The organism is Paraburkholderia tuberum STM678 (assembly GCF_902833905.1).
Taxonomy (GTDB): Bacteria; Pseudomonadota; Gammaproteobacteria; order Burkholderiales; family Burkholderiaceae; genus Paraburkholderia; species Paraburkholderia tuberum.
The window spans coordinates 28,434-54,341 of record NZ_CADFGP010000005.1; the positions used below are offsets into that span (position 1 = coordinate 28,434).

At 64.0% G+C, this 25,908-nt stretch carries 27 protein-coding genes and 4 pseudogenes; 9 read left to right on the top strand and 22 right to left on the bottom strand.

Going from position 1 to position 25,908, the window contains the following annotated elements; all coding sequences use genetic code 11:
- Nucleotides 1–52: 52 nt before the first annotated feature.
- Nucleotides 53–2,581: a penicillin-binding protein 1A gene (locus HWY30_RS05285; RefSeq protein WP_090804886.1), complete on the top strand. Its 2,529-nt coding sequence runs from the start codon at nucleotides 53–55 to the stop codon at nucleotides 2,579–2,581.
- 54 nt (nucleotides 2,582–2,635) lie between these two features.
- Here HWY30_RS05285 and HWY30_RS05290 read toward each other — a convergent pair whose 3' ends face one another.
- Nucleotides 2,636–3,988: an MFS transporter gene (locus HWY30_RS05290; protein ID WP_090804888.1), complete on the bottom strand. Its 1,353-nt coding sequence runs from the start codon at nucleotides 3,986–3,988 to the stop codon at nucleotides 2,636–2,638.
- A 296-nt stretch (nucleotides 3,989–4,284) separates the two neighbouring features.
- On the opposite strand from HWY30_RS05290, the gene HWY30_RS05295 reads away from it, so the two are divergent.
- Nucleotides 4,285–4,701 carry a hypothetical protein gene (locus tag HWY30_RS05295; RefSeq protein WP_090804890.1) on the top strand — a complete coding sequence of 139 codons (417 nt, stop codon included), beginning with the start codon at nucleotides 4,285–4,287 and terminating at the stop codon, nucleotides 4,699–4,701.
- A 44-nt stretch (nucleotides 4,702–4,745) separates the two neighbouring features.
- On the opposite strand, the pseudogene HWY30_RS05300 reads toward HWY30_RS05295, so the two are convergent.
- From HWY30_RS05300 to HWY30_RS43300, 7 genes and pseudogenes are all read right to left on the bottom strand, one after another.
- Nucleotides 4,746–5,194, bottom strand: a pseudogene (locus HWY30_RS05300) (cupin domain-containing protein).
- Between the two features lie 4 nt (nucleotides 5,195–5,198).
- Nucleotides 5,199–5,882: an FMN-dependent NADH-azoreductase gene (locus tag HWY30_RS05305; protein WP_090805775.1), complete on the bottom strand. Its 684-nt coding sequence runs from the start codon at nucleotides 5,880–5,882 to the stop codon at nucleotides 5,199–5,201.
- Between the two features lie 141 nt (nucleotides 5,883–6,023).
- Nucleotides 6,024–7,094 carry a DNA-binding protein gene (locus HWY30_RS05310; RefSeq protein ID WP_090804892.1) on the bottom strand — a complete coding sequence of 357 codons (1,071 nt, stop codon included), beginning with the start codon at nucleotides 7,092–7,094 and terminating at the stop codon, nucleotides 6,024–6,026.
- 262 nt (nucleotides 7,095–7,356) lie between these two features.
- The gene (locus tag HWY30_RS05315) at nucleotides 7,357–7,671 is read right to left on the bottom strand and encodes a hypothetical protein (protein ID WP_090804894.1); all 315 of its coding nucleotides are present in this window, start codon (nucleotides 7,669–7,671) and stop codon (nucleotides 7,357–7,359) included.
- Nucleotides 7,672–7,849: 178 nt separating this feature from the next.
- Nucleotides 7,850–8,089, bottom strand: a complete 240-nt coding sequence (locus HWY30_RS05320; protein WP_090804896.1) for a hypothetical protein — start codon at nucleotides 8,087–8,089, stop codon at nucleotides 7,850–7,852.
- A 217-nt stretch (nucleotides 8,090–8,306) separates the two neighbouring features.
- Nucleotides 8,307–8,759 (bottom strand): hypothetical protein, encoded by a 453-nt coding sequence (locus tag HWY30_RS05325; RefSeq protein ID WP_090804898.1) that lies wholly within the window; start codon nucleotides 8,757–8,759, stop codon nucleotides 8,307–8,309.
- A 170-nt stretch (nucleotides 8,760–8,929) separates the two neighbouring features.
- Nucleotides 8,930–9,025 (bottom strand): annotated as a pseudogene (locus HWY30_RS43300) (F0F1 ATP synthase subunit gamma); the annotation flags it as partial.
- Nucleotides 9,026–9,300: 275 nt separating this feature from the next.
- Between HWY30_RS43300 and HWY30_RS05335 the strand changes: the two are divergent.
- Nucleotides 9,301–9,912: a LemA family protein gene (locus tag HWY30_RS05335; protein WP_090804902.1), complete on the top strand. Its 612-nt coding sequence runs from the start codon at nucleotides 9,301–9,303 to the stop codon at nucleotides 9,910–9,912.
- A 591-nt stretch (nucleotides 9,913–10,503) separates the two neighbouring features.
- Here the strand turns inward: HWY30_RS05335 and HWY30_RS05345 are convergent.
- The 3 genes and pseudogenes from HWY30_RS05345 to HWY30_RS41430 form a co-directional block, all read right to left on the bottom strand.
- Nucleotides 10,504–10,845, bottom strand: a complete 342-nt coding sequence (locus HWY30_RS05345) for a hypothetical protein (protein ID WP_090804906.1) — start codon at nucleotides 10,843–10,845, stop codon at nucleotides 10,504–10,506.
- A 10-nt stretch (nucleotides 10,846–10,855) separates the two neighbouring features.
- Nucleotides 10,856–12,088 (bottom strand): molybdopterin-dependent oxidoreductase, encoded by a 1,233-nt coding sequence (locus HWY30_RS05350; protein WP_090804908.1) that lies wholly within the window; start codon nucleotides 12,086–12,088, stop codon nucleotides 10,856–10,858.
- Nucleotides 12,089–12,188: 100 nt separating this feature from the next.
- A pseudogene (locus HWY30_RS41430) lies at nucleotides 12,189–12,346 on the bottom strand (DUF1269 domain-containing protein); the annotation flags it as partial.
- A 495-nt stretch (nucleotides 12,347–12,841) separates the two neighbouring features.
- Between HWY30_RS41430 and HWY30_RS05360 the strand changes: the two are divergent.
- Nucleotides 12,842–13,354, top strand: a complete 513-nt coding sequence (locus HWY30_RS05360) for a hypothetical protein (protein ID WP_090805776.1) — start codon at nucleotides 12,842–12,844, stop codon at nucleotides 13,352–13,354.
- 33 nt (nucleotides 13,355–13,387) lie between these two features.
- Here the strand turns inward: HWY30_RS05360 and HWY30_RS05365 are convergent, their stop codons facing one another.
- The 11 genes and pseudogenes from HWY30_RS05365 to HWY30_RS05415 all read right to left on the bottom strand — a co-directional run bounded on the left by HWY30_RS05365 (nucleotide 13,388) and on the right by HWY30_RS05415 (nucleotide 19,404).
- Nucleotides 13,388–13,708, bottom strand: coding sequence for a chaperone modulator CbpM (locus HWY30_RS05365; protein ID WP_090804910.1), 321 nt, complete (start codon nucleotides 13,706–13,708; stop codon nucleotides 13,388–13,390).
- Entirely contained in the window at nucleotides 13,705–14,661 is a 957-nt protein-coding gene (locus tag HWY30_RS05370) for a DnaJ C-terminal domain-containing protein (protein ID WP_090804912.1), read from the bottom strand. The genes HWY30_RS05365 and HWY30_RS05370 overlap by 4 nt, the downstream gene beginning before the upstream one ends.
- 133 nt (nucleotides 14,662–14,794) lie before the next feature.
- Nucleotides 14,795–15,490, bottom strand: a complete 696-nt coding sequence (locus tag HWY30_RS05375; protein ID WP_090804914.1) for a CBS domain-containing protein — start codon at nucleotides 15,488–15,490, stop codon at nucleotides 14,795–14,797.
- Between the two features lie 14 nt (nucleotides 15,491–15,504).
- Nucleotides 15,505–15,783: a UDP-glucose 4-epimerase gene (locus HWY30_RS05380; RefSeq protein WP_090804916.1), complete on the bottom strand. Its 279-nt coding sequence runs from the start codon at nucleotides 15,781–15,783 to the stop codon at nucleotides 15,505–15,507.
- 75 nt (nucleotides 15,784–15,858) lie between these two features.
- Entirely contained in the window at nucleotides 15,859–16,509 is a 651-nt protein-coding gene (locus HWY30_RS05385) for a BON domain-containing protein (protein WP_090804918.1), read from the bottom strand.
- 74 nt (nucleotides 16,510–16,583) lie between these two features.
- The gene (locus HWY30_RS05390; protein WP_090804920.1) at nucleotides 16,584–17,015 is read right to left on the bottom strand and encodes an Hsp20/alpha crystallin family protein; all 432 of its coding nucleotides are present in this window, start codon (nucleotides 17,013–17,015) and stop codon (nucleotides 16,584–16,586) included.
- A gap of 88 nt (nucleotides 17,016–17,103) precedes the next feature.
- Nucleotides 17,104–17,256: pseudogene (locus HWY30_RS05395) on the bottom strand (alcohol dehydrogenase); the annotation flags it as partial.
- A gap of 208 nt (nucleotides 17,257–17,464) precedes the next feature.
- Nucleotides 17,465–18,211 (bottom strand): beta-ketoacyl-ACP reductase, encoded by a 747-nt coding sequence (locus HWY30_RS05400; RefSeq protein WP_090804922.1) that lies wholly within the window; start codon nucleotides 18,209–18,211, stop codon nucleotides 17,465–17,467.
- Entirely contained in the window at nucleotides 18,201–18,428 is a 228-nt protein-coding gene (locus HWY30_RS05405; RefSeq protein ID WP_143037171.1) for a hypothetical protein, read from the bottom strand. The genes HWY30_RS05400 and HWY30_RS05405 overlap by 11 nt, the downstream gene beginning before the upstream one ends.
- 112 nt (nucleotides 18,429–18,540) lie before the next feature.
- Nucleotides 18,541–18,999: a universal stress protein gene (locus HWY30_RS05410; protein WP_090805778.1), complete on the bottom strand. Its 459-nt coding sequence runs from the start codon at nucleotides 18,997–18,999 to the stop codon at nucleotides 18,541–18,543.
- Between the two features lie 57 nt (nucleotides 19,000–19,056).
- Nucleotides 19,057–19,404, bottom strand: coding sequence for a hypothetical protein (locus HWY30_RS05415; protein ID WP_090804926.1), 348 nt, complete (start codon nucleotides 19,402–19,404; stop codon nucleotides 19,057–19,059).
- 457 nt (nucleotides 19,405–19,861) lie between these two features.
- Between HWY30_RS05415 and HWY30_RS05420 the strand changes: the two genes are divergently transcribed.
- The 5 genes from HWY30_RS05420 (at nucleotide 19,862) to HWY30_RS05440 (ending at nucleotide 25,897) form a co-directional block, all read left to right on the top strand.
- Nucleotides 19,862–21,481 (top strand): oleate hydratase, encoded by a 1,620-nt coding sequence (locus HWY30_RS05420; RefSeq protein ID WP_244144806.1) that lies wholly within the window; start codon nucleotides 19,862–19,864, stop codon nucleotides 21,479–21,481.
- 12 nt (nucleotides 21,482–21,493) lie between these two features.
- Nucleotides 21,494–22,795, top strand: a complete 1,302-nt coding sequence (locus HWY30_RS05425) for an NRAMP family divalent metal transporter (RefSeq protein WP_090804930.1) — start codon at nucleotides 21,494–21,496, stop codon at nucleotides 22,793–22,795.
- Between the two features lie 336 nt (nucleotides 22,796–23,131).
- The gene (locus tag HWY30_RS05430; RefSeq protein ID WP_090804932.1) at nucleotides 23,132–23,371 is read left to right on the top strand and encodes a hypothetical protein; all 240 of its coding nucleotides are present in this window, start codon (nucleotides 23,132–23,134) and stop codon (nucleotides 23,369–23,371) included.
- Between the two features lie 125 nt (nucleotides 23,372–23,496).
- The gene (locus HWY30_RS05435; RefSeq protein WP_090804934.1) at nucleotides 23,497–24,900 is read left to right on the top strand and encodes a bifunctional enoyl-CoA hydratase/phosphate acetyltransferase; all 1,404 of its coding nucleotides are present in this window, start codon (nucleotides 23,497–23,499) and stop codon (nucleotides 24,898–24,900) included.
- A 160-nt stretch (nucleotides 24,901–25,060) separates the two neighbouring features.
- Entirely contained in the window at nucleotides 25,061–25,897 is an 837-nt protein-coding gene (locus HWY30_RS05440; protein WP_090804936.1) for a universal stress protein, read from the top strand.
- Nucleotides 25,898–25,908 lie beyond the last annotated feature (11 nt).

Below are 25,908 nucleotides of genomic sequence, written 5' to 3' on the forward strand. Positions count from 1 at the left end.
CGTACCCCCCACATCTTGGTACGATTGCGCCTTTCCCAGCCGACGACAGCAAGTGAAGCGCCTCTTTTCCTCCTTTCTGGCGGCCCTCGACAAAGGGCTGACGCTCGCGAACCCGCTGTTCGCGAAGGCCGCATGGCATCTGCGCCATCCGACCCGCCGCACGTTCGCGTGGGGGCTCGCCGCGCTGCCGGTGCTATTCGTACTGTACGTGCTGCTGCTGATTCCTTTCACGCCGAGCATCGGCGACATCCGCAAGGCCAAGATCGAGCAGCCCGCGCAGATCCTGTCGGCGGACGGCAAGCTGCTCGCCGAGTTCAAGCCGTCGAACCGCGAGTGGGTCAAGCTGAAGGACATCTCGCCGAACGTCGTGAACGCGCTGATCGCCACCGAGGATCACCGCTTCTATCAGCATTTCGGGATCGACTGGCGGCGCACCGCTTCGGCCGCGCTGCACACGTTCTCCGGCGACCGCCAGGGCGGCTCGACGATCACGCAGCAGCTCGCGCGCAATCTGTATCCCGACGAAATCGGCCGCGCGCCGACGTTGACGCGCAAGCTGAAGGAAGCGATCACCGCACTGAAGATCGAGGCGTTCTACACGAAGGACGAGATCCTCGAAACCTACCTGAATACGGTCCCGTTCCTGTACAACGCGTACGGCATCGAGATGGCTGCGCGCACCTATTTCGACAAGTCCGCATCCGACCTGAACGTGCTCGAAGCGGCGACGCTGACCGGCATGCTGAAGGGCAACGCGTACTACAACCCGGTGCTGAACCCCGAGCGCGCCTTGCAGCGGCGCAATACGGTGCTCGCGCAGCTGGTCAAGTACGGCAAGCTGACACCCGCCCAGTACGACACGCTCGCCCGCAAGCCGCTGCGTCTCGACTTCGAGCGCCAGATCGAGCCGCCCGGACCCGCGCCGCACTTCACGCAGCAACTGCGCAAATGGCTCGTCGCGTGGGCCGATCGCAACGACTACAACATCTATTCCGATGGACTCGTCGTGCGCACGACGATCGACTCGCGTCTGCAGACGATGGCGACCCAGGCGGTCACGCTGCAGGGCAACCAGTTGCAGAACATCGCGAACTCCGCGTGGGGCACGCGCGCGGGCTGCTCGGCGGACAAGGACCTGCTGCGCACGTTCCTGCGCGAAACGCCTGATTTCCGCGCGGCCAAAGACACGGGCCTCGCCGACGACGAGGCGCTGAAACGCCTGCTCGCCGATCGCAAGCTCGTGCAGAGCGTGTGCGACACGAAGACGCGCGTGCAGGCCGACTTCCTCGCAATGGACCCACGTACCGGCGAGATCAAGGCGTGGGTCGGCAGCCGCGACTTTGGCGTTGATCCGTTCGATCACGTGCAGCAGGCGCGCCGTCAGCCGGGCTCGACCTTCAAGCCGTTCGTCTACGCGGCGGCCTTCGAGGCCGGCGCGAAGCCGGACGACAAACTGCCGGACAATCCGGTTCAGATCGAACTCGCCGGCGGCGAAATCTGGAAGCCGAACGACGAGGACGAGCCGAGCGGCCGCATGATCAGCCTGCGCGACGCGCTCGCCTATTCGCGCAACCGCATCACCGCGCAGGTGATGGAGTCGGTGGGTCCGAACAGGGTCGCCAGGCTCGCGCGCGCGATGGGCGTGCGCGACAGCCAGCTCGACCCGGTGCCGTCGCTCGCGCTCGGCACGAGCCCGGTCACGCTTAAAGAAATGGTGTCGGCGTACGGCACGATCGCGAACCTCGGCGGCTACGTCGAGCCGCTGATGGTCACGCGCATCGAGGACCGCAACGGCAACCTGCTCGCCGAATTCAAGCCGGCCACGCCGAGTCGCGAGCTGCCCGCCGACACGGCGCGCACGCTCGTCGACGTGATGCGCGACGTGATCAGCCGCGGCACCGGCGCGAGCATCCGCACGCGCTTCGGCGTGCGCGGCGATGTCGCGGGCAAGACCGGCACGACCCAGGGCAACGCGGATGGCTGGTTCATCATGATGCAGCCGCAACTGGTGGCGGGGGCATGGGTCGGCTTCAACGACAGCCGCGTGACGCTGCGCAGCGATTACTGGGGGCAGGGTGCGCATAGCGCGCTGCCGATCGTCGGCGATTTCTTCCAGCGCGCGCAGCGCTCGCGGCTCGTCGACAGCCACATGAAGTTCGATACCGCGCAGCAGCCGGGCTGGTTCGCCGAGCGCGCCGAACGCTTGCGCGACTGGATCGGGCACCTGTTCACGCGCACCCCGGCGCAGCCGGACAAGCAGGTCGTGGCGCGTGCTCCGGCGCGGCGCGCGCCGGTCGCGTCGGTGCAGCCACCGACGTCTGCCGTGGCGGCACCGGCGGCGGTGTCAGAGGCAGCGGGCGCGTCCGCGGTGCAGGGCGAAGCGCGCGCGTTGCCGCCGTTGCTGCCGGCGCCGGGGTCGGGGTCGGCTCCCGCGCCGGCGCCGGGTAATACCGTCGACGGTGAAGCGCACGGCGGCGGTGCGGCAGCGCTCGCGCCAACCCCGACGCCGGACGACATCGTGCCGCCCGATGCGGGCGGTCAGGGCACAGAAGGGTCGAATAACGGCAGCGGGGCGAATTGAAGGCGACCCGGGCAGGCTGCCCGGGTGCGTATTGAACGGCGCGTGGGACTAGCGCTAAGACCTCGCGACCCCCGCTTCACCCGGCGATCGCGCATGCGGATTGCCATGCGTCGTCTCGAGCGACGTGTCGTGATGCAGCAGCAACACCGCCGCCATGCCGATGAGTCCCGCGCCCGACAGGCATAGCAGCCCGGCGCCGAAGCCGCCGGTGCTGTCCTTGATCCAGCCCATCGCGAACGGCCCGAAGAAACCCGCCAGATTGCCCAGTGAGTTGATCGCGGCGATGCCGCCCGCGGCCGCCGCGCCCGACAGGAACGCGGCCGGCAAGGTCCAGATTACCGGCAGGCAACCGAAGATGCCGAAGCCGGCAATCGATAGCGCGATCATCTTCTGCACCGGATCGTCGAGGCCGGCCGCGGCCGCGATGCCGGCCGCCGCGACGAACAGCGCAATCGCGACGTGCCAGCGGCGTTCGAGGTGGCGATCCGAATGCCGTCCCCACAAAATCATGCTGACGAGGCCGACCACGTACGGCAGCGACGTCACGAAACCCGTCTGCAGATTAGTGAGGCCGAACGACTTCACGATCTGCGGCAGGAAGAAGCTCAGGCCGTAGTTGGTCGCGTTCGCCCCGAAATAGATCAGCGCGATGGCGAGCACGCGCGGATTGATCAGCGCCTCCTTCACGCTGAAGTGGCGCACCGCCTCGCGATGCTCGCGCTCCTGCTTCTGCCGCGCGATCAGCCAGTCGCGCTCCTCGGTGCTGAGCCAGATGGCGTCGGCGGGCTTGTCGGTCAGATACAACAGCACCGCGACCGACAGCAATACCGCCGGCGCCGCCTCGATCAGATACAGCCACTGCCAGCCGCCGAGTCCGCCGTGGCCGTCGAGCGACAGCAGCGCGCCGGAGATCGGTCCGCCGATCACCGTCGACAGCGGAATCGCCGCCATGAAATAGCCGACCACGCGCCCGCGATACGCGGCCGGAAACCACAAGGTCAGCAGAAAAATGATGCCCGGGAAAAAGCCGGCCTCGGCGACGCCAAGCAAAATGCGCAGGCCGAAAAACACGTGCGCGGGCGAGAGCCCGGTGAAGCGCGCGATGTCCGGGATGAACGCCATCGCGCCCGCGAGAATACCCCACGTAAACATGATCCGCGCGATCCAGCGGCGCGCGCCGAATCGTTCGAGCAGCAGGTTCGACGGCACTTCGAAAAAGAAGTACGCGATAAAGAACACGCCCGCGCCGAAGCCGAACGCGCTCGCGGACAGATCGAGCGCCTTGTTCATCTGCAAGGCCGCGAAGCCGACGTTGACGCGATCGAGATAGGCGATGAAATAGCACAGGATCAGGAACGGCACGAGCCGAACCGTGACGCGCTGAAGGGTACGTGCCTCGAGATCCATATATGTCTCCTCCGGTTCGGCGACCGGTGTATGCCGCTATGTGGTGGGGTCCGTCTGCGGTTCGAAATGCCGGTCCGTCGAACAGGCATCGTTACAGACTAGACGCTCAAAAGGGATTCCGGAAGGTCTTTTGTGAACCATGTGGTCCGCTCATTGCCGACGCCGTCGCGGCGTGGCGCTCGCGTCCATTGTTGGGACTCGCGCAACAGTGTTTTCGGTTGTATCGGCTGATCTTGGGCGAACGATTCCGGATAATTGCTGCCTGACTAATCAGTTAAAAATGCAGGTGATCCACGATGTCGAATCAGGGTTCGGACATGCTCGCTGAGGCGCGAAAAACGGTGCGGGTACGCGAAGTCGCGTCCGTCGCACGAGCGGAAAGCACGCAAAGGAAGAGGGCGCCGCTGCCCACGCGCATGCGCGGGGTGGCGGCGGTGGCGGCGGTGGCGCTCGCGTGCGCGAGTCTCGTCGGGTGCGCGTCGAGCACGGATGTGGTCGCGAGCGGCAAGCCCGGCAGCTACACGGTCGCCGCCAGCGCGACCGGAGGACGCATGGCCTGGGCGCGCGCGCACGAACTCGCGATGAACGAGGCGCGCGACTACTGCGATCGTCTCGGTATGCAAAGCAGCGTGAAGACGGAGACGGTCAGCGGCGTCAGCGCGATGACCGAGCACGGGTCGTCGGTCAGTTTCGAGTGTCATCCGCGGTTCTGACGCAGCGTTGCGCGCGGGCGGCGGGTGCCGCCGCCCCATGACGATCACTTTTTATCGAACGTCACCAGGTGTGGGTCGTTCGTATCCGCGACGAAAATCGCGAGCAGTTTTGCCGGTTCGGTCGTGCTCGCGTTCTCGCTGACCGTGTGATGCGCGCCGGGCTTCTCTGTCCACGATTCGCCCGCATGGTAGACGGGCTCGGCGCCGTTATCGATACGGCTGCGGATCGCGCCCGCCAGCACATAGCCCACCACGAACGCCTGACCATGCCGATGCGGCGCCGAGTTGCCGCCCGGCGCGTAGTCGACGACGAGCGCGGTCATCGTCTTGCCCGGCACGTTCGCGATCGGTACGGCGAAGGCGGGGGTGATGGTTTCGTGAGGGGCTGCGCTCGCCTCGCCGGTGTCGCGCCGGCATAGGCGTACTGCCACGTACCCGTGAGCGCGGCGCCGGCGAGCAACGCCGACGTGAAAACTGTGCGGATCGTGTTCATGGCGTCACTCCGCGTCAGCCTGACACAGCGCTTCGGTTGCGTGGTTTGCCGCGCGTGCGCCTTGTGCCCACCGCGCCGCAACCGTGGCCAATTCTCCACGCGCACGTTCGAGCGCCGCGGCCCGCGCTTCGGGACTGGCGAACTGCAGCGGCTGCGCATCGACGAAAGTCGGCCCTGCGACGCCAAGAAAACCGAATGCCGCCTTCAGCGCCGGCGTCAGCGCATCCATCGATTCGTACGGCGAGCCCGCGCGCAGATCCGCGCCGCGGCTCGTGATGAACAACACCTTGTGCCGGCCGAGCTGTCCGACGATGCCGCCGTCTTCCGCGTGCAGATAGGTCACGCCGGTCCGCGTGATGCTATCGATGAACGCCTTGAACGCAGACGGCATCGACCAGTTGTACATCGGCATGGCGAACACCAGCGCGTCGGCGGCGAGAAGGCGCGCGCACAGGGCATCCGATGACGCCAGCGTCGCCCGCATCGCCGCCGTGCGCTCGTGCGCGGGCGTGTACGTGGCGATCGCGAACGCTTCGGTGACGTGCGGTGGCGTGTCGACTGTCAAGTCCAGATAATCGACGTCGAAGTCGACGCGTGCTTCGCGCAGACGCTCGAGAAAATAGCGGGCGAGCGCGCGGGAATTGGATCGCTCGCGTTTCGCGCTGGCCTCGACGTGCATGATCTTCATGTGGTCCATCCTTGCGGTGGGTTTGACGTGAGATCAGGTTAGAGGGTCGACTGGCTTGGTGGAATAACCGGTTTTGTCGAATTCAAGGTAACCACTTATCGCGACTCGCGTGGTGACATGCCGCCGGGGCGCCGGCAGTCCTCAGTCTTCGCGTGGTTTGGCGTTGGTCGAACGTTTGACGAACGGTGCGCCCGAGAAGCCCACCGTCGCGCGGCCCTGCACGGGTGATGTTTCGCGGGCGCGGCGGGCAGGGCGCGCGGACGTTTTTTCTGTTCGCGCCGTCTCGATCTGACGCGAGAGCGTGCCGATACGCTCGCGCAACAGGTCGGTCGCCGCCACCCGTTCAGCCAGCAACGCATCCTTTTCCGCAAGCTGCCCGCGGGTCGCGGCATGCCGCGCAGCGGAGGCAGCCAGTTCTGCCTTTGATGCGGCCAACTCGTCCCGAATCGCGTCGCGCTCGGCCCGCGATTCGGCTTCGAGCGTCGCCGCCCGCTCGTGACTCGCCTGGAGCTCCTTGCGCAGACGTTGCGCCACCGCTCGTTCACCGTCGATTTCGAGCAAGGCGCGCTTTTCCGCCGCGGCGAGCCGCTGCTCGTTCTGCTCGTGCGAGCGGCGCAGCTTCGCGAGTTCGTCGGCGAAATCGCGGCGGGCATCGGCGAGCGCGGCGGCTCCTGCCGCGATTTCTTCCTTCGATGTCGCCAGTTGCGCCGTCAGCATGTCGTTGGCCGTCTGCAGCTCGACGATGCGCGCGTCGAGTCCGGCAATCCGCGCGCGCAGGGTCGCGACATCGTTGGCCGCCTGTTCGGCCTTGTCGACGGCGTCCTGACGCTGCCTGTCGTGTTGCTTGGCCTGTTCTTGCGCGGCGGCGATTTGCGCGTCCGCGTCCTGCCTGAACACGTCGAGCGCGGCGTTCGCGGCGTCGCTCGACAGACGCCACAGCTGGGCCGCCAATTCGCCGGCAGCCGCTGCGACCTCGGGCGGCAAGTCCGGACGGCCGACGTCCACACGCGTCTTGTCGCGCACGTCGGTCCAGAAATCGCGCAACGCTTTGGCCGGCGCGCTCATGCTGCCTTTGCGCACCAGCTGGTACAGACGGTTCGCGGTCGGTGTTTCGCCGTAACGGAAAAACAGCAACGCGCAGACCTCGCGATAAAGCGTCTGCGTGTCGGACGCGTTTTGACGGGCGACTTCGATGTCGGCTTCGAGGGTCATGGTGGAAGCGGCTTTGGGGGAATATGGATGCGTTGATAATACAACGTAAAACGCACCATATACTACACAATTCAATCATCAACACGACATTAGTACTATAATGTCGTGTTCATGATTGGCGTCCGGATTATTCAATCGACGGGTCGGCAGCGAATATCGATCAGAGCGCGGGGAACTGCATTTCGCGCTTGCATGGAACGGGAAGCCGCACCATGCTGCAACGCAGGCTAAAGCGCGCCAGCGTGTGTCGGGCCGCCGTCGGTCAGTGCGTGCGCGCTCGCGCTGCGATCGTTTCGAGTTCTTGTTCAGCGAGATCGAACGCGCCACGAATCGCCGCCTCGGCGTTGTCGCCTGCGCAATGAGCGATCGGCTTGAATTCGTGCGCGGGCGTGATCAGATCGAGTCGCACGTCGTAAAGCAGGCTGCTGCGGTCTGGGCGTAATGCCTCGATCGCCAGATGGCAGTTCGACAAGAGCGCTTCGAACCGCGCGAGACGCACCAGTTGCGCACCTGCCTCCGCTTCAAGCTGCGCCGCGCCTGGGAAGCCAAGATAGACAATCTGCATGCCGATGCCCATCCTCCGCTCCCCTCTCGTATATGGTCCGGACGCTCTGCGAGCCGTCCGCGGTCAGCGCCAGTTACCACCGGCTTATAGTGTTACGACGCAAAACGTGGTCATTGACCTAAGTCAAGCGCGATGAAGAGCGGTGCAAGCGGTCATTGGTCCGCGCGCGTCACCGAATGCCTATCGGCGCTTAAAACCGCGCGCTCATCGCAGGTACCTGTTCATCGGGCGGGAACACATCCCACGAACCGGTGCCGTTCCGGAAAAAAACGATCGTCAGGCGTCTTGAAGAAATCGCGCCTTCGAGCCGGACATAACGCGCCCGCGTGATCGCCATGCGGCCGGTGCGCACGACATGCGCGGGTGTCGCGCGGGTTGGCGCAAGCCATTTCTCGACCAGTGCCCGCAACGGAATGACAGTGTCGTTCATTGCCTACTCCTCAGTCTCGCCGAGCTTGACGCCGTGCAATGCGGCGTGCCTTCGAATCTATTATTGGCAACGGACCGCGTTATCTAAATCAGCGACGGCGGAAACGCGGGTAGTCCGTGGAGACCGATCGTAGGAATCGGCTGACCCTCGATGAACGATCGGACGACAGCGTCACCTTGGCGCGGACTGATATGCTCGCGTGCACCGGCGGCCTGCGTCATCTCGCCGAGCGCATCCATGCGCGAAACTCGCCTTCGACCGCGACGATCGCATCCGCGCAGGTCGAATACAGCAGGCTCGCTTTGCCGTCGGTGTCGTACATACCGCGGCACATCGCTTTCAGCTGGATCTGCGTGTTACCTTCGTCGGTGTGCTCCTTCAGCGCCGCGAGATACACGAAGCCGAACGAATGCGGTCGCGCGGTTTCGATCTGTGTGTCGTCAGCGCGAACGATCCGGCTCGCCGAATGGGTGGCGACGAACGCGCGTGCGCGCGCCCACGCCGCCTCGCAATCGTCCTGGGCTTCGCAATGCACGGCGGCCTGCTGGCGCGCCTCGAACAGCGCGACCTCCTCGCGACGGAAGGCCGCTTCGCGCGCCGCGCTCGCGCAGCCGGCGATCAGCACCGGACCGAGCATCGACACACAGAGCCAGCACGCGGCGCGCTTCATGACTGCCCCCGTGCCGACGTAGCCGGCGGCACGCAGGCGCCCGTCGCGGCCAGTTCGGCGATTTCGGCGATTTCGGCGGTGATCTCGTCCTGCCGGACGATCCGGTAGTCGCGCGTGAGTTCCTGCAGCCGGTCCTTCACATGACGGCTCGCCGCCAGCATCGCCCCGACGCGCGCGGCGGCGATGCCGCGCATCGCGCCGATCACCGTGTCGAGCTGTCTCGCCGAGGCAATGCGGCTCTCGATCTCACTGAGTTTGCTGCTCATCGCGGCTCCAATCTGCTTGCGTCGCGTCCGCCCACGGCGCCCGCGTCGCGCACTCCACGATCGGTTCTGGAATCCCCACGATAGCGGTACGCCGCGGATGAAATCTGATCCTGATCAAACCTCGCAAGCGACACCGGCCGGGGACACGCGCCGAGACCCGCGTCGCGATGCCGAACCGCGCTTTATTGACGACGATCAAGCCGAACCTGCGCGACGCGCTTACGCTGGCGATGCACACGGCCACGGCCACGTGATCACCCCGCAGCGAGGACGACATGAGAGTGGCTCTGATCGTTTCGATTCTGTTTGCGCTGCTTTGCATGTCCGGATGCGGGACCGATCCGGCGCCGGCTGCCGATCACGAACTCGCCGCGGCGTTCGCCGACGTGCTGGACCTGTACGACGCACGCCTCGACCTGACAGCGCAGGCGCTCACGCTCGCGCGCGGGTATCTGCCGCCCGATGCGCCGGTGCTCGCGAAAGTGGCAAGGTCACGCGCGGCCGTCGCGGATCTGCAGGCGTCGCCCGCGCTGCTCGATTCGCCGGCTTCTTTTGAACACTTCGATGTCGCGCAACGCGATCTGACCGACGCGATTTCGCAACTGCTGATCGCCTGCGAGGGTGTCCACCGTCTGAGCGCGAGCCCGCCGTTTCACGCGCTGCAGTCGCGGCTCGCCTCGTCGGCCGGCCGGATCGCCTTCGCGCGCGAGCGCTACGACGAAGCGGCACGGCGCTACGACGCGGCGCGTCACGGCTTGCCTTTGCACCTTGCGGATGTCATGCATCCGCAGCGCGACAAGCCGACTTTCACGGTGCCGGACCCAACGCCTGTCCACCGTCATCCACGCACCGACTTCGGCGCGTTGCGCGGCTCGCTGCGGGTTTAGCGCGCTTGATCTGCGTCATCAGCCGCGCTTACGCGGCCCCTGGACTCGATCTCAGCACGGGCAGCCGCCCGTCTCTCCATGTTCAACCACGGAGCACCGGCGACGAGCTACAAAAGCATTCTCGTTCATCTCGATACGAGCGCGCGTGGCGCAGTTCTGATCGGCAGCGGACTGGCATCGGTTGCCCTGACTCAGCGTTTCGTCGACAAGCACAGTCTGGTACTCGGTCAGAAATGTGCTCGGTACTCAACGGCGCGCGATCGAATCGCCTAACTTTTCGTCGTGCTCAGCGGCGTCAGATAGAAAGTACTCTCTTCTCGCCTCTCGATAACACGCGGGACGTAGGCGTCGTACCCAGCGTGACCTATCGATTCCATATTCCAGTTGCACGTCTCAGCATCTACCGCGTGGATCTTCGGCAGCGGGACTGGTGTTTCCACCCGGTCTTCACCTGCTGGTTTGTCCTGATGGATCTTTCTTTGCCATTTGCTGCTCCGGGGAAAGTTTGGAAGGCCGCGATGGCAGACACGATGCCGACAGCGGGTTGTGGTGATCAATACTCTTACTACCGCTTATCCGACATGCAAGGATTCAAGGCTTCCCGTTAATCGCCGTCAGATATCGTGCGATCTGATCAACCTCATCGACAGCCAGCGGCGCACCGTAGACCGCACGCATCTTGGCCACTTCCGCTTTCCACTCCTGAAACGACAATGGCGGTTGCCGGGTGACCATTCCGGCTGAATGGCAAATCACGCATTGCGCGTTCGCGAGGTTCGAACCAACGCCGGGCGGGAAAGTCAGGCTGCCATTGGGCAGCGTGACGTCGACGGTCCGGATTACGGCAGCGCCTCCAGGCTTGTCCGGCCCAGCCATGGCAGACGCGCTCACACAACTCGCCCATACCAGCAGCACTGCAGCAGACGCTTTCATGTTCGCCTCCTCACGCGACGACCACAGTTGCCGATTCGACGACATTGCGCATATAGCCGCCGCTGTTCCAGTTCGGTGTGTCCGGCTGCTCAACGCCGTTCTCGTTGACCGCCTTCACCTTCAACACAAACTCGCCGGCGTAATGGGGTGTGAACTGCGCATCCCAGCGGCGGAAGCTGTATTTTCCATAGCTTTTTTCAAGGCGCGCCGGCATCCATGAACCGCCCCCGTCGGAGGAAAACATAACCCGCTGCACACCCGCGTCGCCACCGAATGCGATTCCCCTGACCGTCTGCGTCCGCATCACGGGGAGCACGGAACCGTCGCCGAGGTTCGTGAAGAACGATCTTGGCACCATCCGGTTGATGGGCACCGTCTTGACGCCAGTCTGTCCGGGTTCGACATTCGCGTGAGGTGTGTCAGGAATCTGGTACGCCTTGGCCATCCAGAAATTCTCGTCCGGCCGGTCGATGACCTCGATGTCGTTCAGCATCTTCATCCAGTATGTCGAATACCAACCGGGTACCACGAGCCGCAACGGGAACCCGTTCAGAAACGGCAACGCCTGGCCGTTCATCCCGAACGCCACGATCACTTCGCCGTCGCGGGCATGGTCGACAGTGAGCGTTTTGATGAAGTCGGGCGTGGCCGCGATCACCCCTGTGTCGAGCCCATTGAAACGAACCTGAACGGCGCCCGCCTTAACCCCTGCCCGATCCAGAATATCCTTGAGCCGCACGCCGGTCCACACGGCGTTGCCCATCGCGCCGTTGCCCCACTCTCCGCCGGCCACACGCGGTTTGAAGAAACCACGAGAGTTGCCTGCGCACTGATTCACGGCAGCCACTTCGACGTGAGCAAAGCCATTCATGATTTCGCTGACGCTCAGGCTAAGTTCGCGGCCGACCAGTCCCCGCACCACCAGTCGGAAGGCGCCGCCGTCGACCCGGGTCGGAATGCCGGCCAGATGCCAACGCACGAAAAACCGGTCATTTGGGGTGAACACGCCTGCGTCGAATACGGAAAACGGTGTTTCGAGCAAAGGCGGGCGGCTTCGCAAGAGGAGCATCTCACCCTTATGCGGAAACCCACTCGTCAACTCTCGCAGACCGTTCGCGAACGGCAGCGTCACTGCATTGGCAGCCCACGAGCGGCGTACCCAACCGCCACCCATGCCTATCAGGCCGCCTGCCGCCAAGGCATGAACGAACTGTCGGCGTTTCGTCCCGTATTCGTCTCTCATTGTGGTCTCCTGTGCACGCCTATCGGCTTCTTTACGTCCCTATCGGGTCTGCGGAAATTAAGGAAACGCAGGTATGGTCGGATCCGTGTCCTCGACCTCCGCTGCGCTGCGCAAGCGTCGCTGCGGGCAAGTCTTCGAGCGGTACATCGGGGCGGGCCAGCACGTGGATATCCGCCATTCGACGCGCTTGAGAAGGAGTTCGTCGATGATCCCTTTTGCGCTCTCGACGTTGGGCAACAGGAAATAGATGCGCCTCATCTCGTGCCTCCTGTAGGGAATACCCGGAACCCCGGCCGGTCACCCATGACTGTGCGCCACCCCAACCCGCGCGATGTGCAAGGAAAATCTGTCATTCAATATAGTCTCAATTCCGACTGACTTCCTTCGTCGCACCGATCAGACTGACCCGATCCGGCTGGCATCCTCGGAGAGTGTCATCGTGGACGACCAGCGCGCACTACAAAGCGTCGACGCGGTTCACATCGGGAAGCCACGGGAGCATTCAACATCGCACGCTCTGCCGCCATGTCGCTCGTCTACAAGCCGCGCCGATAAATCTGAAGCGGTAATGGACCAGCCAGCGCAGCACACGGGCAGCGAACATTTCGGCCAGATTGATTTGCATCAAATGCGGCGGCGGACACGTCACTAAGCTTGGTGGTGATGCCCGTCAGATTGGCGGCCATACTGATCCTGGACAACATCGTCCGGGCGGCTCGTTAGGGTGTCCGCATATTTCAAATGGAGTTCGCCATGTCCCACAATGCCGACGAAGTCGCCTACCTGCTAGACCGTGCGGCCTCGCTTGACGCCGCCGCGCGGGCATTGTCGGTTGCGCTGGAGGCGCCCTGCCATGAACCCCGCTTCACACTCAAAGGTATCGTGTACGAGGCGTCAGGCAACAAGCCCGGCTTTACCGTCGCCCTCCACGGCGTCACCTTGCTGCCCGTATATGAACACGTGCTGGACCGATCTGGCGACAGTCCCGATCTCTTTGCAAGGATTCAACTGTGCTTGCCAGGCGACGGCACGAAACCGGGTAAAGTTCTGATCAGCCTGCTCGTAGCGGACACCGGCGACTACTCGGACGATGGCACATCCAGTTTGGCCTACAGCACCTACGACCCTACCGGCCGACCCAGCGACCTCTGTCGCTACAGACTCTCGCTTGCCATTGCCGAGGCAGTACAGGCCTCTTTGCCGGTGCTATCTCCCACCGACGCGTCAGCGCGGCCGGCGAAAGACGACGCACTGCGCGTAGCCTGACGCAACGCGGCAGCACACATCGCGCACCAGCGTCTAACCAGCACGAAGACGATTGACACGCGCGCGCAGCGCATCGATTTCGTCGAGCAGATCGAGGGCGAGCGCGATGCCAGGAGGGTTGATTTGAAGATCGCGTGCGAGCCGCTGTGCGGTCCGTACGCGCCGAAACGCCGCACCACTGAAACGCCATTCCTGCGGTTGATCCCCCTTGGGTTCGAACACGCCTTCGGAGACCCAAAGCCTCAATTCCTCTTCCGATGCCCCGCTCGCCCGACTTAATTCGACGAGCGTAAACTCGACACTCTCGTCGACAACCTGTCCTTGCAGGCAGGTCGTCGTCCTGGTCTCTTTCACGATGATCCTCCATAAAAGTGCGCGCGCGGATCGAAGTTGAAGGCCCGTTGCATCGATTCGTAAGCGGCCTCCGCCGTTTCGCTGTCCGCCGGCGGCAGAACGATGTTCAGTATCACGTAGAGATCGCCAGGCGGGTTGGCGGGGATCCCCTTGCCTCTGAGTCTCAGGCGTCGGCCGCCAGCGGAACCCGGCGGTATTGTCATCTCGACCATACCATCCGGCGTCGGCACCGCGATCTTCGCGCCCAGCGCGGCTTCCCACGGCGCGACCGGCAATTCGAGCGATACGTCGCGGCCGTCGACGCGAAAGCGTGGATGTTCGCGAAACCCGATTTCCAGGTAGAGGTCGCCAGCGTCCGCGGGCGTGGCACCCGCGCCGCCCTGGCCGCCGAGCCGAAGATGCTGGCCCGCGCGTATCCCTTTCGGAATCGATATGTCGAGCGTGCGCGATTCCAGTGCGACATGGCCTTGCGCATCGATCACCGGCACTTGCAGCGAAATCGAACGCTGCGCGCCGCGATACGCGTCTTCGAGATCGATCAGCACTTTCGCGTGATGATCTTCGCCTCGCACGTTGAACGCCTTGGGCCCCGCACGCGCATGCGCGCCGCGCGCGCCGCCGAACATCGACTCGAAAAATTCATGGAAGTCGGTCTGCGCACCCGGCTGACTGCCCGCGCCGCGGAATTCGAAGCCTTCGTCCCAGTTAGGCGGCGGCTGAAAATCCTGACCGTCGCGCCATTTGTCGCCCATGCGATCGTAGGCGGCGCGCTTCTCGGGGTCCTTGAGCACCTCGTAGGCCTCGCCCAACTCCTTGAAGCGGTCTTCCGCATCGTCATGCTTGCTGACGTCAGGATGATATTTGCGCGCGAGCTTACGATACGAACGCTTGACGTCTTCCGGAGAAGCGCTGCGTTCGAGACCCAGGATCTCGTAATAGTCCCTGTATTTCATTTTGGAGGCTGACCGATGAGGAACGGGGGCGGCAATATGGGTCCAACGCGCCAGTGGCGGCGCCCGGTTCACTTTATACCAATCCGGACAGCCCGGCAGAGCCGCGGCAGTTCTCTCGCCGACGGCCGGCCGTTCAAATACCCGGCATGACCGGATACGGCTCCGTATGGTCGTCGACGCCCTTCACGCCGGGGATGCTCTCGGCTGCCACGCGAACCGCCTGAACGGACTCCGCCGAGTGGAAGACGCCCCAGAGATGGATCACGCCGTCGCTCACGACGATGTTGCGTCCTGCGAATGCCCACTTGTGGCCGGCCAACTCGCCCATCAACATCGCACGAATCTCCCGGTCCGTGACGTCGGCGCCGGCGTCGCGCGCAGGCTCCTCCGGGAGACTGGCCAATGCCTGAATCAGATTGGCTCGGCTGATAATGCCGCTCATCTTGCCGGCCCTGGTCACGGGCACACGTTTGATATGCTGCGTTTCGAGAAGTGTGGCGACGTCGCTGATCGGCGTGTCTTCGTCCACGGAGACGACCTCGCGCGACATCACGTCTTCGACTTTCAGTCCATGCGACTTCACATAGTTGCGAGCGTCGTCGCTCGCGGAGAACAGGTCGAGCCATGACGAACGCACGGGTTTATCGGTGTCGAGCTCGACGCGTCGAAGCAGATCGCCTTCGCTGATCATGCCGACGATAGCGTCGGCCGCATCGACTACCGGCGCGCCACTGATTCTCTTTTCCACGAACATCCTCGCGACTTCGCGCACCGTCATGTCGGGCCTGACGGATACCACGTTACGGGTCATTATGTCGAAAGCACGCATGGCAAGTCTCCTGACTATTGCGTTGAGTGTGGTTTGAGTTGAGCTTGGTCTGCCGCCTGAAGCGACAACGTCTTTGACATCTTCAGTTGCATCCACACCATCCCCTCGCGCAGCCCGGCGAGCACGGCTTCGCGTTCGCTCGGAAGTACGCTGCTGTGCGTGAACTCGTGGGTGAAGACGCCTTCCGGTGTCGTGTGACTGAGCTGTATCGAGCAGTTGAAACCGCCGGCCGTCGGATGCGTCACGACCGATACCGACCAATGGCCGTCGCCAACTTTTCCGGAAAGCGTCATGAGTCGCTCCTGATGTTTCACGCAGATGAAGTGACGCGGGCGCACGCAAATGCGCGCCGGCCGCCACGCCGCAAGCTAGCCCACGGTCAGATTGTCGATGACCGCATGCACGCCCGGCGCCGACCACGCGGCCCCGCGCACAGCCGAGCGCTCCGCCGCCGAATCGAGCTTGCCCGTCAACGTCACGGTGCCTTCGTGTGCCTTGATCGCGATATGCTTCGCTTCACGGTTCGTGTGACGCTGCAGGGCCTGGCTGATTTGCTCGCCGATATCCTGCGCGGCCGCGTCGCTAACAATACGGATCACGTTCGATACGCCCGTCACGCCACGCATATGCGAAATGGTGCGGGTCGCGACATGACTCTGATAGGCATTGTCGACTTCGCCGCTTAGTGTCACCCAGCCCTTTTCGACCTGCACCTTGACCGACTCTTCGCTCAGCCCGACGGTCCAGCGCAGGATCGTGCGAACGGCTTTGGCGATGTCTTCGTCGGTGCGCACATCCGTATGCAGCAGGCGAACATCCATTTCCACGACCACGGCCTTCACGCCCGCGACACGTTGCGCCGCCTTTTCCGCCGCGACTTTTTCCGCGTAGCTGACCGGGTGGCCGGACAGCGTGACGACGCGGTCGCATACTTCGACGCCGATGTCCGTGACGCTGACGGCCGGATCCCAAGCCAGCTCTTCTTCGACCTGCTGCTGTAATTCCATGTCTGACTTCATTGCCTGCTCCTTGTTGGCATGCAAGGGTTGCCGCTGCGCCGGGACGTACAGCGGTGCGCCCGGCGCCGCGCCAATCAGTTGATCGGCAGGCGTTTGCGCGCGGAGGCCGCTTTCTTGGGCAGCGTCAGCGACAGCACGCCGTCCTTGTACTGCGCCGTTGCAGTGGCTTCATCGATCTCGCTCTGCAGCGAGAACGAACGGCTGATGGCGCCCGAATAGCGTTCGCGACGAACCACGCGTTCGCCCTCCTTCAGCTCCTGCTTACGCTCGACCTTGGCGCTGATCGATACGAGATTGCTGTCGATCTTCACGTCGATATCGTCTTTCTCGACGCCGGGCAGTTCGGCTTTCACGGTGTACTGGGTATCGCTCTCCGTCACATCGATCTTGATATCTGCAAGCGGCGCCTCCCCGCCCGCGCCACCGCGCAGTGGGCGGAACAGGCCCTGAAAGAGATCCGACATGGGTTCGATTGCAAACGGGTCAAAACGGGTCAAGTTGCTCATCGTGTTACTCCTTGGATCATCCATTACGGTCATGGATAGGGGGCTGGGTTAATGGCGCGGGTGCGCATGCGTCCGCGCAACGCGCCGGTCAGGACACTTCATTAATCACTTTCAGCGCATGCGTGTCCGCGGCACGGCTGAAGGTATCGTAGGCACCGGCCACGTCTTCGAGCTTGAAGCGGTGCGTAATCGGCCGCGCGGGATCGATGCGGCCCGCTCGGACCGTCTTTAGCAGCATCGGCTCGTCTCGGCGTGCGCAATGCGCACGTACTCGGCCTGGGTGCCATCAATCTTGTTGCCCAGAACCCAGCCGCCCGTATGTGCTAACTCCGTTGAGGGAAACTGGCCCGCCATACGACCGACTTTAGGCCGTCCCGCGCCACATGGATTGACATGTATCAAGCGATAGTCGTCGGTCGCCGCCCGCTCGAAACGTTCTCCGCGCCGCTTCAGCCCATATGCATCCCACCGTTGATGGCGAAGTTCGCGCCGGTGACGAAACCTGCGTCGTCCGAACAGAGGAACGCCACTAGCGCGGCCACTTCGTCGGGTTGCCCGAGGCGGCCAACCGGAATCTGCGGCAAGATCTTCGTCTCCATCACATCCTTCGGGACGGCCGCGGTCATCGCGGTCGCGAGGTAACCGGGCGAGACGGTGTTGACCGTCACGCCATGTTTCGCAACCTCCAGCGCCAGCGACATCGTGAAGCCATGAATCCCCGCTTTCGCCGCCGCGTAGTTGGTCTGGCCGAAGGCGCCGCGCGCGCCGTTCACCGAGCCGATATTCACGATGCGCCCGAAGCGTTGCGCGACCATCCCGCCGAGCAAGGGCTTGGTCATATTGAACAGCGAGTCGAGATCGGTGCGTAGTACCGCATCCCAGTCGTCCTTGTTCATTTTCGCAAAGCTCGAATCGCGCGTGATGCCGGCATTGTTGACGAGAACGTCGACCGCGCCGAATTCGTCGAGCACGCGTTCCGCGCAATGCGCGCACGAATCGAAACGGGTCACGTCGGCTTCGTAGGCATGAAAACGGCGGCCGGCGTCGCGCTCGCGCACCAGCCAGGTGGCGACGTGATCGTTGCGTTCCGAATGCGACATGGCGACCACCATGCCGGCATCGTGAAGGCGTCGGCTAATGGCGGCGCCCAGTCCGCCCATACCGCCAGTGATGAAGGCAACGCGCTTAGTTGACATGCTGTTCTCCTGATTGCGCAAAGCGGCGTGCCGTCGCGGGAGGCGTCGCCGAATCCGTGCGCCAACCGAATGGCGCGCCGCCGTCCAGCGCGTTCCTGACCGTCTGTTCGAAGCGCCGCATCCAGTCCTGCAGCGGCAGCGTCGCGAGATCCATGCCGGCGCCCTGCTGCCGGTTGCCGGTCCATGCGGCATGCCATCCGGCGAGCGCGTCACGCATGTCGTCGCTGCAAGCGGTTTGGTGCCGAGCCGCCGAAACGAGCCCCTGTTGCCAGAGATTCGTGGTAGCCGCCATGTAGTCGCGCAGCATCGTCTGATAGTCAGGACGATGCTCAGGCGTCGGCGGCGCTTTCCCGAACCAGCAGCACGGGGCACGGCGAATGCCGCACGAAACGCTCGGCGACGCTGCCGAGCACCATGCGCCGCATGCCGCGCCGGCCATGCGTACCCATCACCACCAGATCCGCGCCGCGCCGCTCGACACAGCGTGCGATGCAACTCGCGATGTCTTCGGCGATGCCCTGGGTTTCGATGATTTCAGAATCGCCGGCCACGTCGAGGACTTCCATTTTCGCGAGTGCGTCGTCCAGCAGGCTTCGTCCGACCTGGCGCGCGGCATCGGTCAACAGATGCGGGTCGCACGCGCCCGCGTAAATAAAGGCCGCCGACTGGTCGATCGCATACGCTGCGGTCAGCTTCGCATGCGCCAGCTTGGCCATACGGGTAGCCTCACTAACCGCGCGTTTCGACGCCTCGCTGCCATCCACGGCAACCAGAATGTTTTGGTACATGACTTGCTCCTCGTAGGGCATTAAAAAGCGCTGCCGTCGCACGACTCGTTGCGATGATCAGGACCGGCTACGCACCGGATTGCACGCCAGTTGCTCCTCGGCGGAATTGAATGCCGCCTGGATCGCTGCTTGCGCGTTGGCGTCGACACAACGTTTGATCGGGACGAGTTCGCCGCTGCGCATGATCAGGTCGAGCCGGGCCTCGAACAGCCGACCGCGCGCATCGCCTGGCTGCACGTTGGCCCGATGGTCAGGAAGCGCGGCATGGACCGATTCGATCACCAGATCACAACCCGCGATTGACCTGCTGAACCGCTCCAGGCGCACCAGTTGCGAAGCCGCCTCAGCTTCGATTTGCGACGTCCCGGCAAAGCCGAGATAGACGATTTGCATGCCGACTCCCATGTGCCCTCTCCCAGGCTTCCAGCGTTTTCGCGCGGGTTCCGTAGCGAATTCGCCCGCTGCAGTGGCGGGGGTGAGTTGACGAGACGCAACCGGCGGGATGATTGGATCATCGGCTGGGACGGTTTGAGCCACTTGACTTGCGTCAAGACATCGAGTGGATGCCGGCCTTTCCCTGATCACTGGACCATCGTATGAGGGCAGCTTCGGGCGAACTTGATGCGGATCACAAAGAGGCGAGATACGCAGCGCAGCGCCGACCGCGTCGCCTTTGCGAATCAACCTGAGTTCGACGTCCGCCCGAGCGCGCCGCCGCGATCGTTGCTTGATCCAACTCAATCGGATCACCCGAGCCTCGCGTATGTTGGAACAACGCCCGCTCTGCGCGGCAGGGCGGTCCGGCTGCAGTTCGATTGCAGCGAACCTCGACAGGGAAAACAACGTGCAAAACTCTGATCCGATTCACGCACATGCGCCGCGCGCCGACGTCGACCGTGACGGCCATCCCGCGGAGAACGGCAAGTTCTATCTTGTCGGCGGCGGCATCGCTTCGCTGGCGGCCGCTGCCTTCCTGATCCGCGACGGCCACGTGCGCGGCTGCGACATCACCATTTTCGAAGCGCTCGACAAGCTGGGCGGCAGCCTGGATGGTGCGGGCAATCCCGAAAGCGGCTATGTCGCGCGCGGCGGGCGCATGCTCGAAAGCAAGTATCTGTGCACGTATGACCTCTTCTCGTCGATCCCCACACTGGACGGCACTAAAAGCGTGACGCAGGAAATCTTCGACTGGAACGAAACCATGCGAACCTCGTCGCGAGCGCGGCTCGTGCGCGAAGGCAAACGCGAAGACGCGCCGGCCTACGGGCTCGATGAAAAGCATCTGGTGACGCTCGGCCGCCTGTCGATCGAACCGGAAGCGATGCTCGGCGCTAGCCGGATTGCCGATCACTTCGACACCTCCTTCTTCGAAACCAATTTCTGGCTGATGTGGTGCACGACGTTCGCATTCCAGCCGTGGCATAGCGCGGTCGAATTCCGCCGCTATCTGCTGCGTTTCGCGCATATGTCCACCGGTTTCAACCAGTTGCACGGCATCATGCGCACGGTCTATAACCAGTACGATTCGATGATCCGGCCGCTGCGCCGCTGGCTCGACGACCACGGCGTGGCATTCCGGCAGGACACCCGGGTCACCGATCTTCGCTTCGACGAAACGGGCCCACTGAACCGGGTCAGCGCAATAGCGGGCGAAACGGCGCACGGGCGCTTCGATCTGCCGGTCGATCCCGCCGACAAGGTGATCGTCACGCTCGGCTCGATGACGGCCGCCTCCAGCCTGGGCGGCATGGACCGTCCCGCGCCGCTGGATACGGTCGACGCAACGGGGGCCTGGAGCCTGTGGAAAAACATCGCCTCGGGCCGGCCGGAATTCGGTCATCCGTCCATCTTCGCCGATCATGTCGACGCGTCGAAGTGGCTCTCCTTCACGGTGACGCTGCGCGACCCGACGCTGTTCCGGCTGATCCGCGATCTGACCGGCAATGTGCCCGGCGAAGGCGGCCTGATTACTTTTCCGGAGTCGAACTGGCTCGTGTCGATCGTGCTGCCGCATCAGCCGCATTTCATCGGTCAGCCGGCGGACGTGCAGGTGTTCTGGGGGTACGGCTTGCGAGTCGATCAGCCCGGCGACTTCGTCGACAAGCCGATGCAGGCCTGCACCGGCCGCGAGATCCTGACGGAGATCGTAGGTCATCTGAAGATGCAGTCGGAGTCGGCCCGAATCCTCGAGCACGCGGTTTGCATTCCCTGCATGATGCCGTTCATCACGAGCCAGTTCCTGCCGCGCCGTCGCGGCGACCGGCCTGCCGTGGTACCTGACGAATGGCGCAATCTCGCCTTCATCGGGCAGTTCTGCGAGTTGCCCGACGACGTCGTGTTCACCGTCGAATACTCGGTGCGCTCGGCGCAGAACGCGGTGTATGCACTGCTCGGGCTCGATCGGGCCGCACCGGCTGTCTACAAGGGGCAGCATGACCCGCGGATCGTCTACAAGGCATTCGCGACGCTGCGGGACCATTAGCGAGGTGATCGGGTGGAAGTCGACAGTTTGCGGCATACCAAAAGCGTGCGGACGCTGCTCGCGCGTCTGAAGGAGCATCCGCTGGCCCATGTCGGTCCGGGCCTCATCACGGGCGTCGCCGATGACGATCCGAGCGGCATCGCCACTTATTCGCAGGCTGGCGCGCAGTTCGGCCTGAACATGCTGTGGACGATGCCGCTCGCCTTTCCGTTGATGGCCGCGGTTCAGTCGATGTGCGCGAACCTCGGCCGGGTGACCGGCAAAGGGCTCGCCGCCAACATCAAGAGCGCGTTCCCACCTGTCGTGCTGATGGGCGTCGTGTCGTTGCTGCTGGTCGCGAACGTGCTGAACATCGCCGCCGATGTTGCCGCGATGGGCGAAGTGGCGGAACTGGTGAGCGGCGTCGACCGGCACCTGATGACGGCCTGCTTCGTGTTCGGCACGCTGCTGCTGCAGGTTTTCGTTCCGTACCATCGGTACGTGTTCTTTCTGAAGTGGCTGACGGTCTCGCTGCTCGCCTATGCCGTCGTGCTGTTGACCGTTCAGGTGCCCTGGCGCGAAGTGGCCTGGCGCATGCTGTGGCCGCATCTGACGCTGAACGGCAACGCGGCGGCGATGGTCGTCGGCGTGTTCGGCACCACCATCAGCCCCTACCTCTTTTTCTGGCAGGCATCCGAAGAAGTGGAAGACATGCACGCTCATCGCGGCGGTGTCGCGCTCATCCTGGATGCCGGAGCGGCGCCCCGAGAGCTTGAGCGAATTCGCTGGGACACATGGTCCGGCATGTTCTATTCCGACCTCACCGCCTTTTTCATCATGCTGGCGACTGCCGTCACGCTGCACGCGGCCGGCGTGACCGATATCACCACAGCGGCGCAGGCGGCGAGCGCGTTGCGCCCGCTCGCCGGCGACTTCGCTTACCTCCTGTTCGCGGCGGGCATCCTCGGCGTCGGTCTGATCGGCGTGCCGGTGCTGGCGGGTTCAGGCGCGTATGCGCTATCCGAAGCGATGGGCTGGCATGAGGGGCTCGAGCGCAAGGTGCGCGACGCACGCGGCTTCTACGCGATCATCGCCGTAAGCGTGCTGGCCGCGCTCGTGATCCAGTATTCGCCGATCAGCCCGATGAAGGCGCTGTTCTGGAGCGCGGTCATCAACGGCGTGGTGGCGGTGCCGTTGTTGGTAGTCGTGATGATCCTCGTGTCGAGGAAATCGGTGATGGGCGCGTTCACGGCCAGCAAACCGCTGATCGTGCTCGGCTCGATCGCCACCTTGGTGATGGGCGTGGCCGCGCTGCTGATGTTTATTCCCGGGTAAGAGAAAAGCAGGAAAAAGCACACCGCGACACGGTCACAGTGAACGTGCGATGCGGTTGTGCATTCGCATGCTGGATTCGCAGCGCATGCCACGAGCATAGGCGCGGTTGAGCGAATTCTCATGATCCATATCAAGCGACGAACCTGGCCGTCATGACGGGGCATCGTTGCGTAGGAAAAACCTGACAAGCATGCAGAACGTCCTACCTGAAGCTCGGTGCCACCTGATTTGTACCGGCCGGGTGCCGACCCATACTGGATTCGTGACAGCCCGAATCGATTGCCCTCGCGATGCGCCCGGTGCGCGTGCCGAGGTAGACCCGTAAGGAGACCGGCCATGTCGGACACAGCCTTTTTCGCCCGCGCCGCGACATCGGCGGAACCATCACAGGACGCGCGCAACGCGATCCCTGAATTCGATGCCATCCTCGCGCTCGCGCGCGAGTCGGGGCTGCTGATTACGCTCGACGGACAGATCGGCCGCGAAAAATACCAGAGCATCGGGGGCTCGCTGCATGCGTTCAAACGCTTCGCCGAAGCGCTGTGCGATACCGTCGGTCAGCGTGCGCCGGTCTGACGGAATGCAGGACGCCAGCAGCCGCGTCTCCGAAACAGATGATGCAGATCAACTCACCGGAGCCTCGGCATGACTTAATCGACGTACCTGAAACTCACACGGCATCGTGTCGTGTCGGAGCCATCGTGAACGACAACCTTTTGCGCAACCGCACTTTCGGCGAAATCGAAATCGGCGAGTCGGCGTCGCTCGTACGCGTGGCCCTGCAGAACGATATCGATCTGTTTGCGGCCGTATCGGGCGATCTCGATCCCGCGCATGAAGATGCGGCGATCGCCGCGGGCGCGCTGTCCGGCCATGGAGTCGTACACGGCATGTGGACCGCCGCGCTGATTTCCGCGCTGCTCGGCAAGCGGCTGCCCGGCCCCGGCACGATCTGCCTCGGCCAGACCCTGCAGTTCCGTCATCCTGTCTCAGCGGGGGACAGCATCACCGCGATGGTCAAGGTGAAGGAAAAGCGCAGTGACGGACGCATCGTCCTGCTCGACATCTGCTGCACGAACCAGAGAGGCGACAGCGTGCTGCTCGGCACGGCAACGGTCGTTGCACCGTCGATGCCGGTAGTGTGGCCATGCACCGCGAATGCCGAAGTCGCCTTGCGACGTCACGACCGCTACGACGCGTTTATGCGGCAGGCGCGCGTGCGTCCCGCATTGCGCACGGCGATCGTTCACCCCTGCTCGGAAGAAGCCATCCTGGCAGCGATCGAAGCGCGCGACGAAGGCCTGATCGAACCGGTGCTGATCGGCCCCGAAGCCAAAATCCGCGCCGCTGCCGAGGCCGCCAATCTCAGCCTCGCGGGTGTGCCGATCGAAGCGGTCGAGCACAGTCATGCGGCGGCTGCGCGTGCCGTGGAAATGGGCGCGACCGGCCGGATCGCCGCGTTGATGAAAGGCAGTCTGCACACGGACGAACTGCTCGGCGCGGTCGTCGCGCGGACATCCGGCTTACGCACTTCGCGGCGCATCAGCCATGTCTATGCGATGGACGTGCCGGCCTATTCGAAGCCGCTGGTGGTCACCGACGCCGTGGTCAATATCACGCCATCGCTCGACCATAAGCGCGATATCTGCCAGAACGCCATCGACCTGTTGCACGTGCTGGGCATCGAACTCCCGCGGGTCGCGGTCCTCGGCGCGATCGAAACGGTCAACTCGCGCATGCCGACCACGCTCGACGCTGCCGCGCTGACCGTCATGGCCGCGCGCGGTCAGATCACGGGCGCGCTAGTGGACGGCCCGCTCGCCTTCGACAATGCAATCAGCCTGGCGGCCGCGAAAATCAAGCAGATCGATTCGCCCGTGGCCGGTCAGGCGGACATCCTGCTGGCGCCAGATCTGGAAGCCGGCAACCTGCTCGCCAAACAGCTCATGTACTTCGCCGGCGCCGACGCGGCTGGTCTCGTGCTCGGCGCGCGGCTGCCGATCATCCTCACGAGCCGTGCCGACAGCGTGCGCGTAAGGCTCGCATCCGCCGCACTCGCCAAGCTGACGGCGGAACGTGCGCTGGCAGGCTCAGGGCGCCCGTGAACGGGGCGTTTGCGGACCAGCGCGCCCCGTCGTCTTCAGGTTCCACTGTCCCCGCCCCCCCAGTCGCACGGTTGATCTGAATCAACGCCGCAGCGCCATCGGCTCATAGACTCAGTTCACATGGTCGGGCGCCGCCCATTCACTTTCCGGGAGCTTTGCAATGAGCTACAAAACCATCGTCGTTCATCTGGATACGAGCCGGCGCGCGCATCCGCGGCTCGAAATCGCGCTGCGCCTCGCGAAGCACTTCGGTGCCCATCTGACCGGCGTATTCGCCCTGTTCAGTCCCGATCCGCGCTCGCTGTACGTGATGGCCGGCACCGCCAGCTACTACGCGACGCATGAGCAGCTGCGCGCCGAGCGGCGCGGCGCGCTCGAACGCCTCTTCCATGCGGAGCTGAGCCGGGCCGGGGTGGCGGGCGAGTGGGTCGCCGTCGATCAGTCAGCCAGTCTCGCGGTGCCGCACCGGGGACGCTGCGCGGATCTGATCATCGCCGGCCAGGACGATCCGGATGATCCGGAGTCGTACGTCGGCAACTATTTCCCCGAAAACCTGGTCATGTCCGCGGGCCGGCCGGTGCTGCTGGTGCCGAACGCCAGCAGCGTCACTTCCCCCGGCGGCCATGTGATGGTCGGCTGGGACGGCAGCCGCGAAGCCACCCGTGCCGTGCATGACGCGCTGCCGTTCATGCGCACAGCGCGGCTCACCACGATCGTCGCGGTCAACGGCGCTCGCAGGGAAACGGGCCCCCGTCTTCCGGGCGCCGACATCGCAGCGGTGATTGCGCGGCACGGCATCAAGGTCGAAGTCAAGGACGTCGAAGCCGGTCCGGCCGCGTCGGTTGGCGACACCCTGTTATCGGAAGCAGCCGGGCTCGGTGCGGACCTCCTCGTGATGGGAGCCTACGGCCATGCCCGCTGGCAAGAACTGGTGATGGGCGGCGCAACCCGCACGGTGCTGCAGTCGATGACCGTGCCGGTGCTGATGTCGCACTGATTCGAAACGGA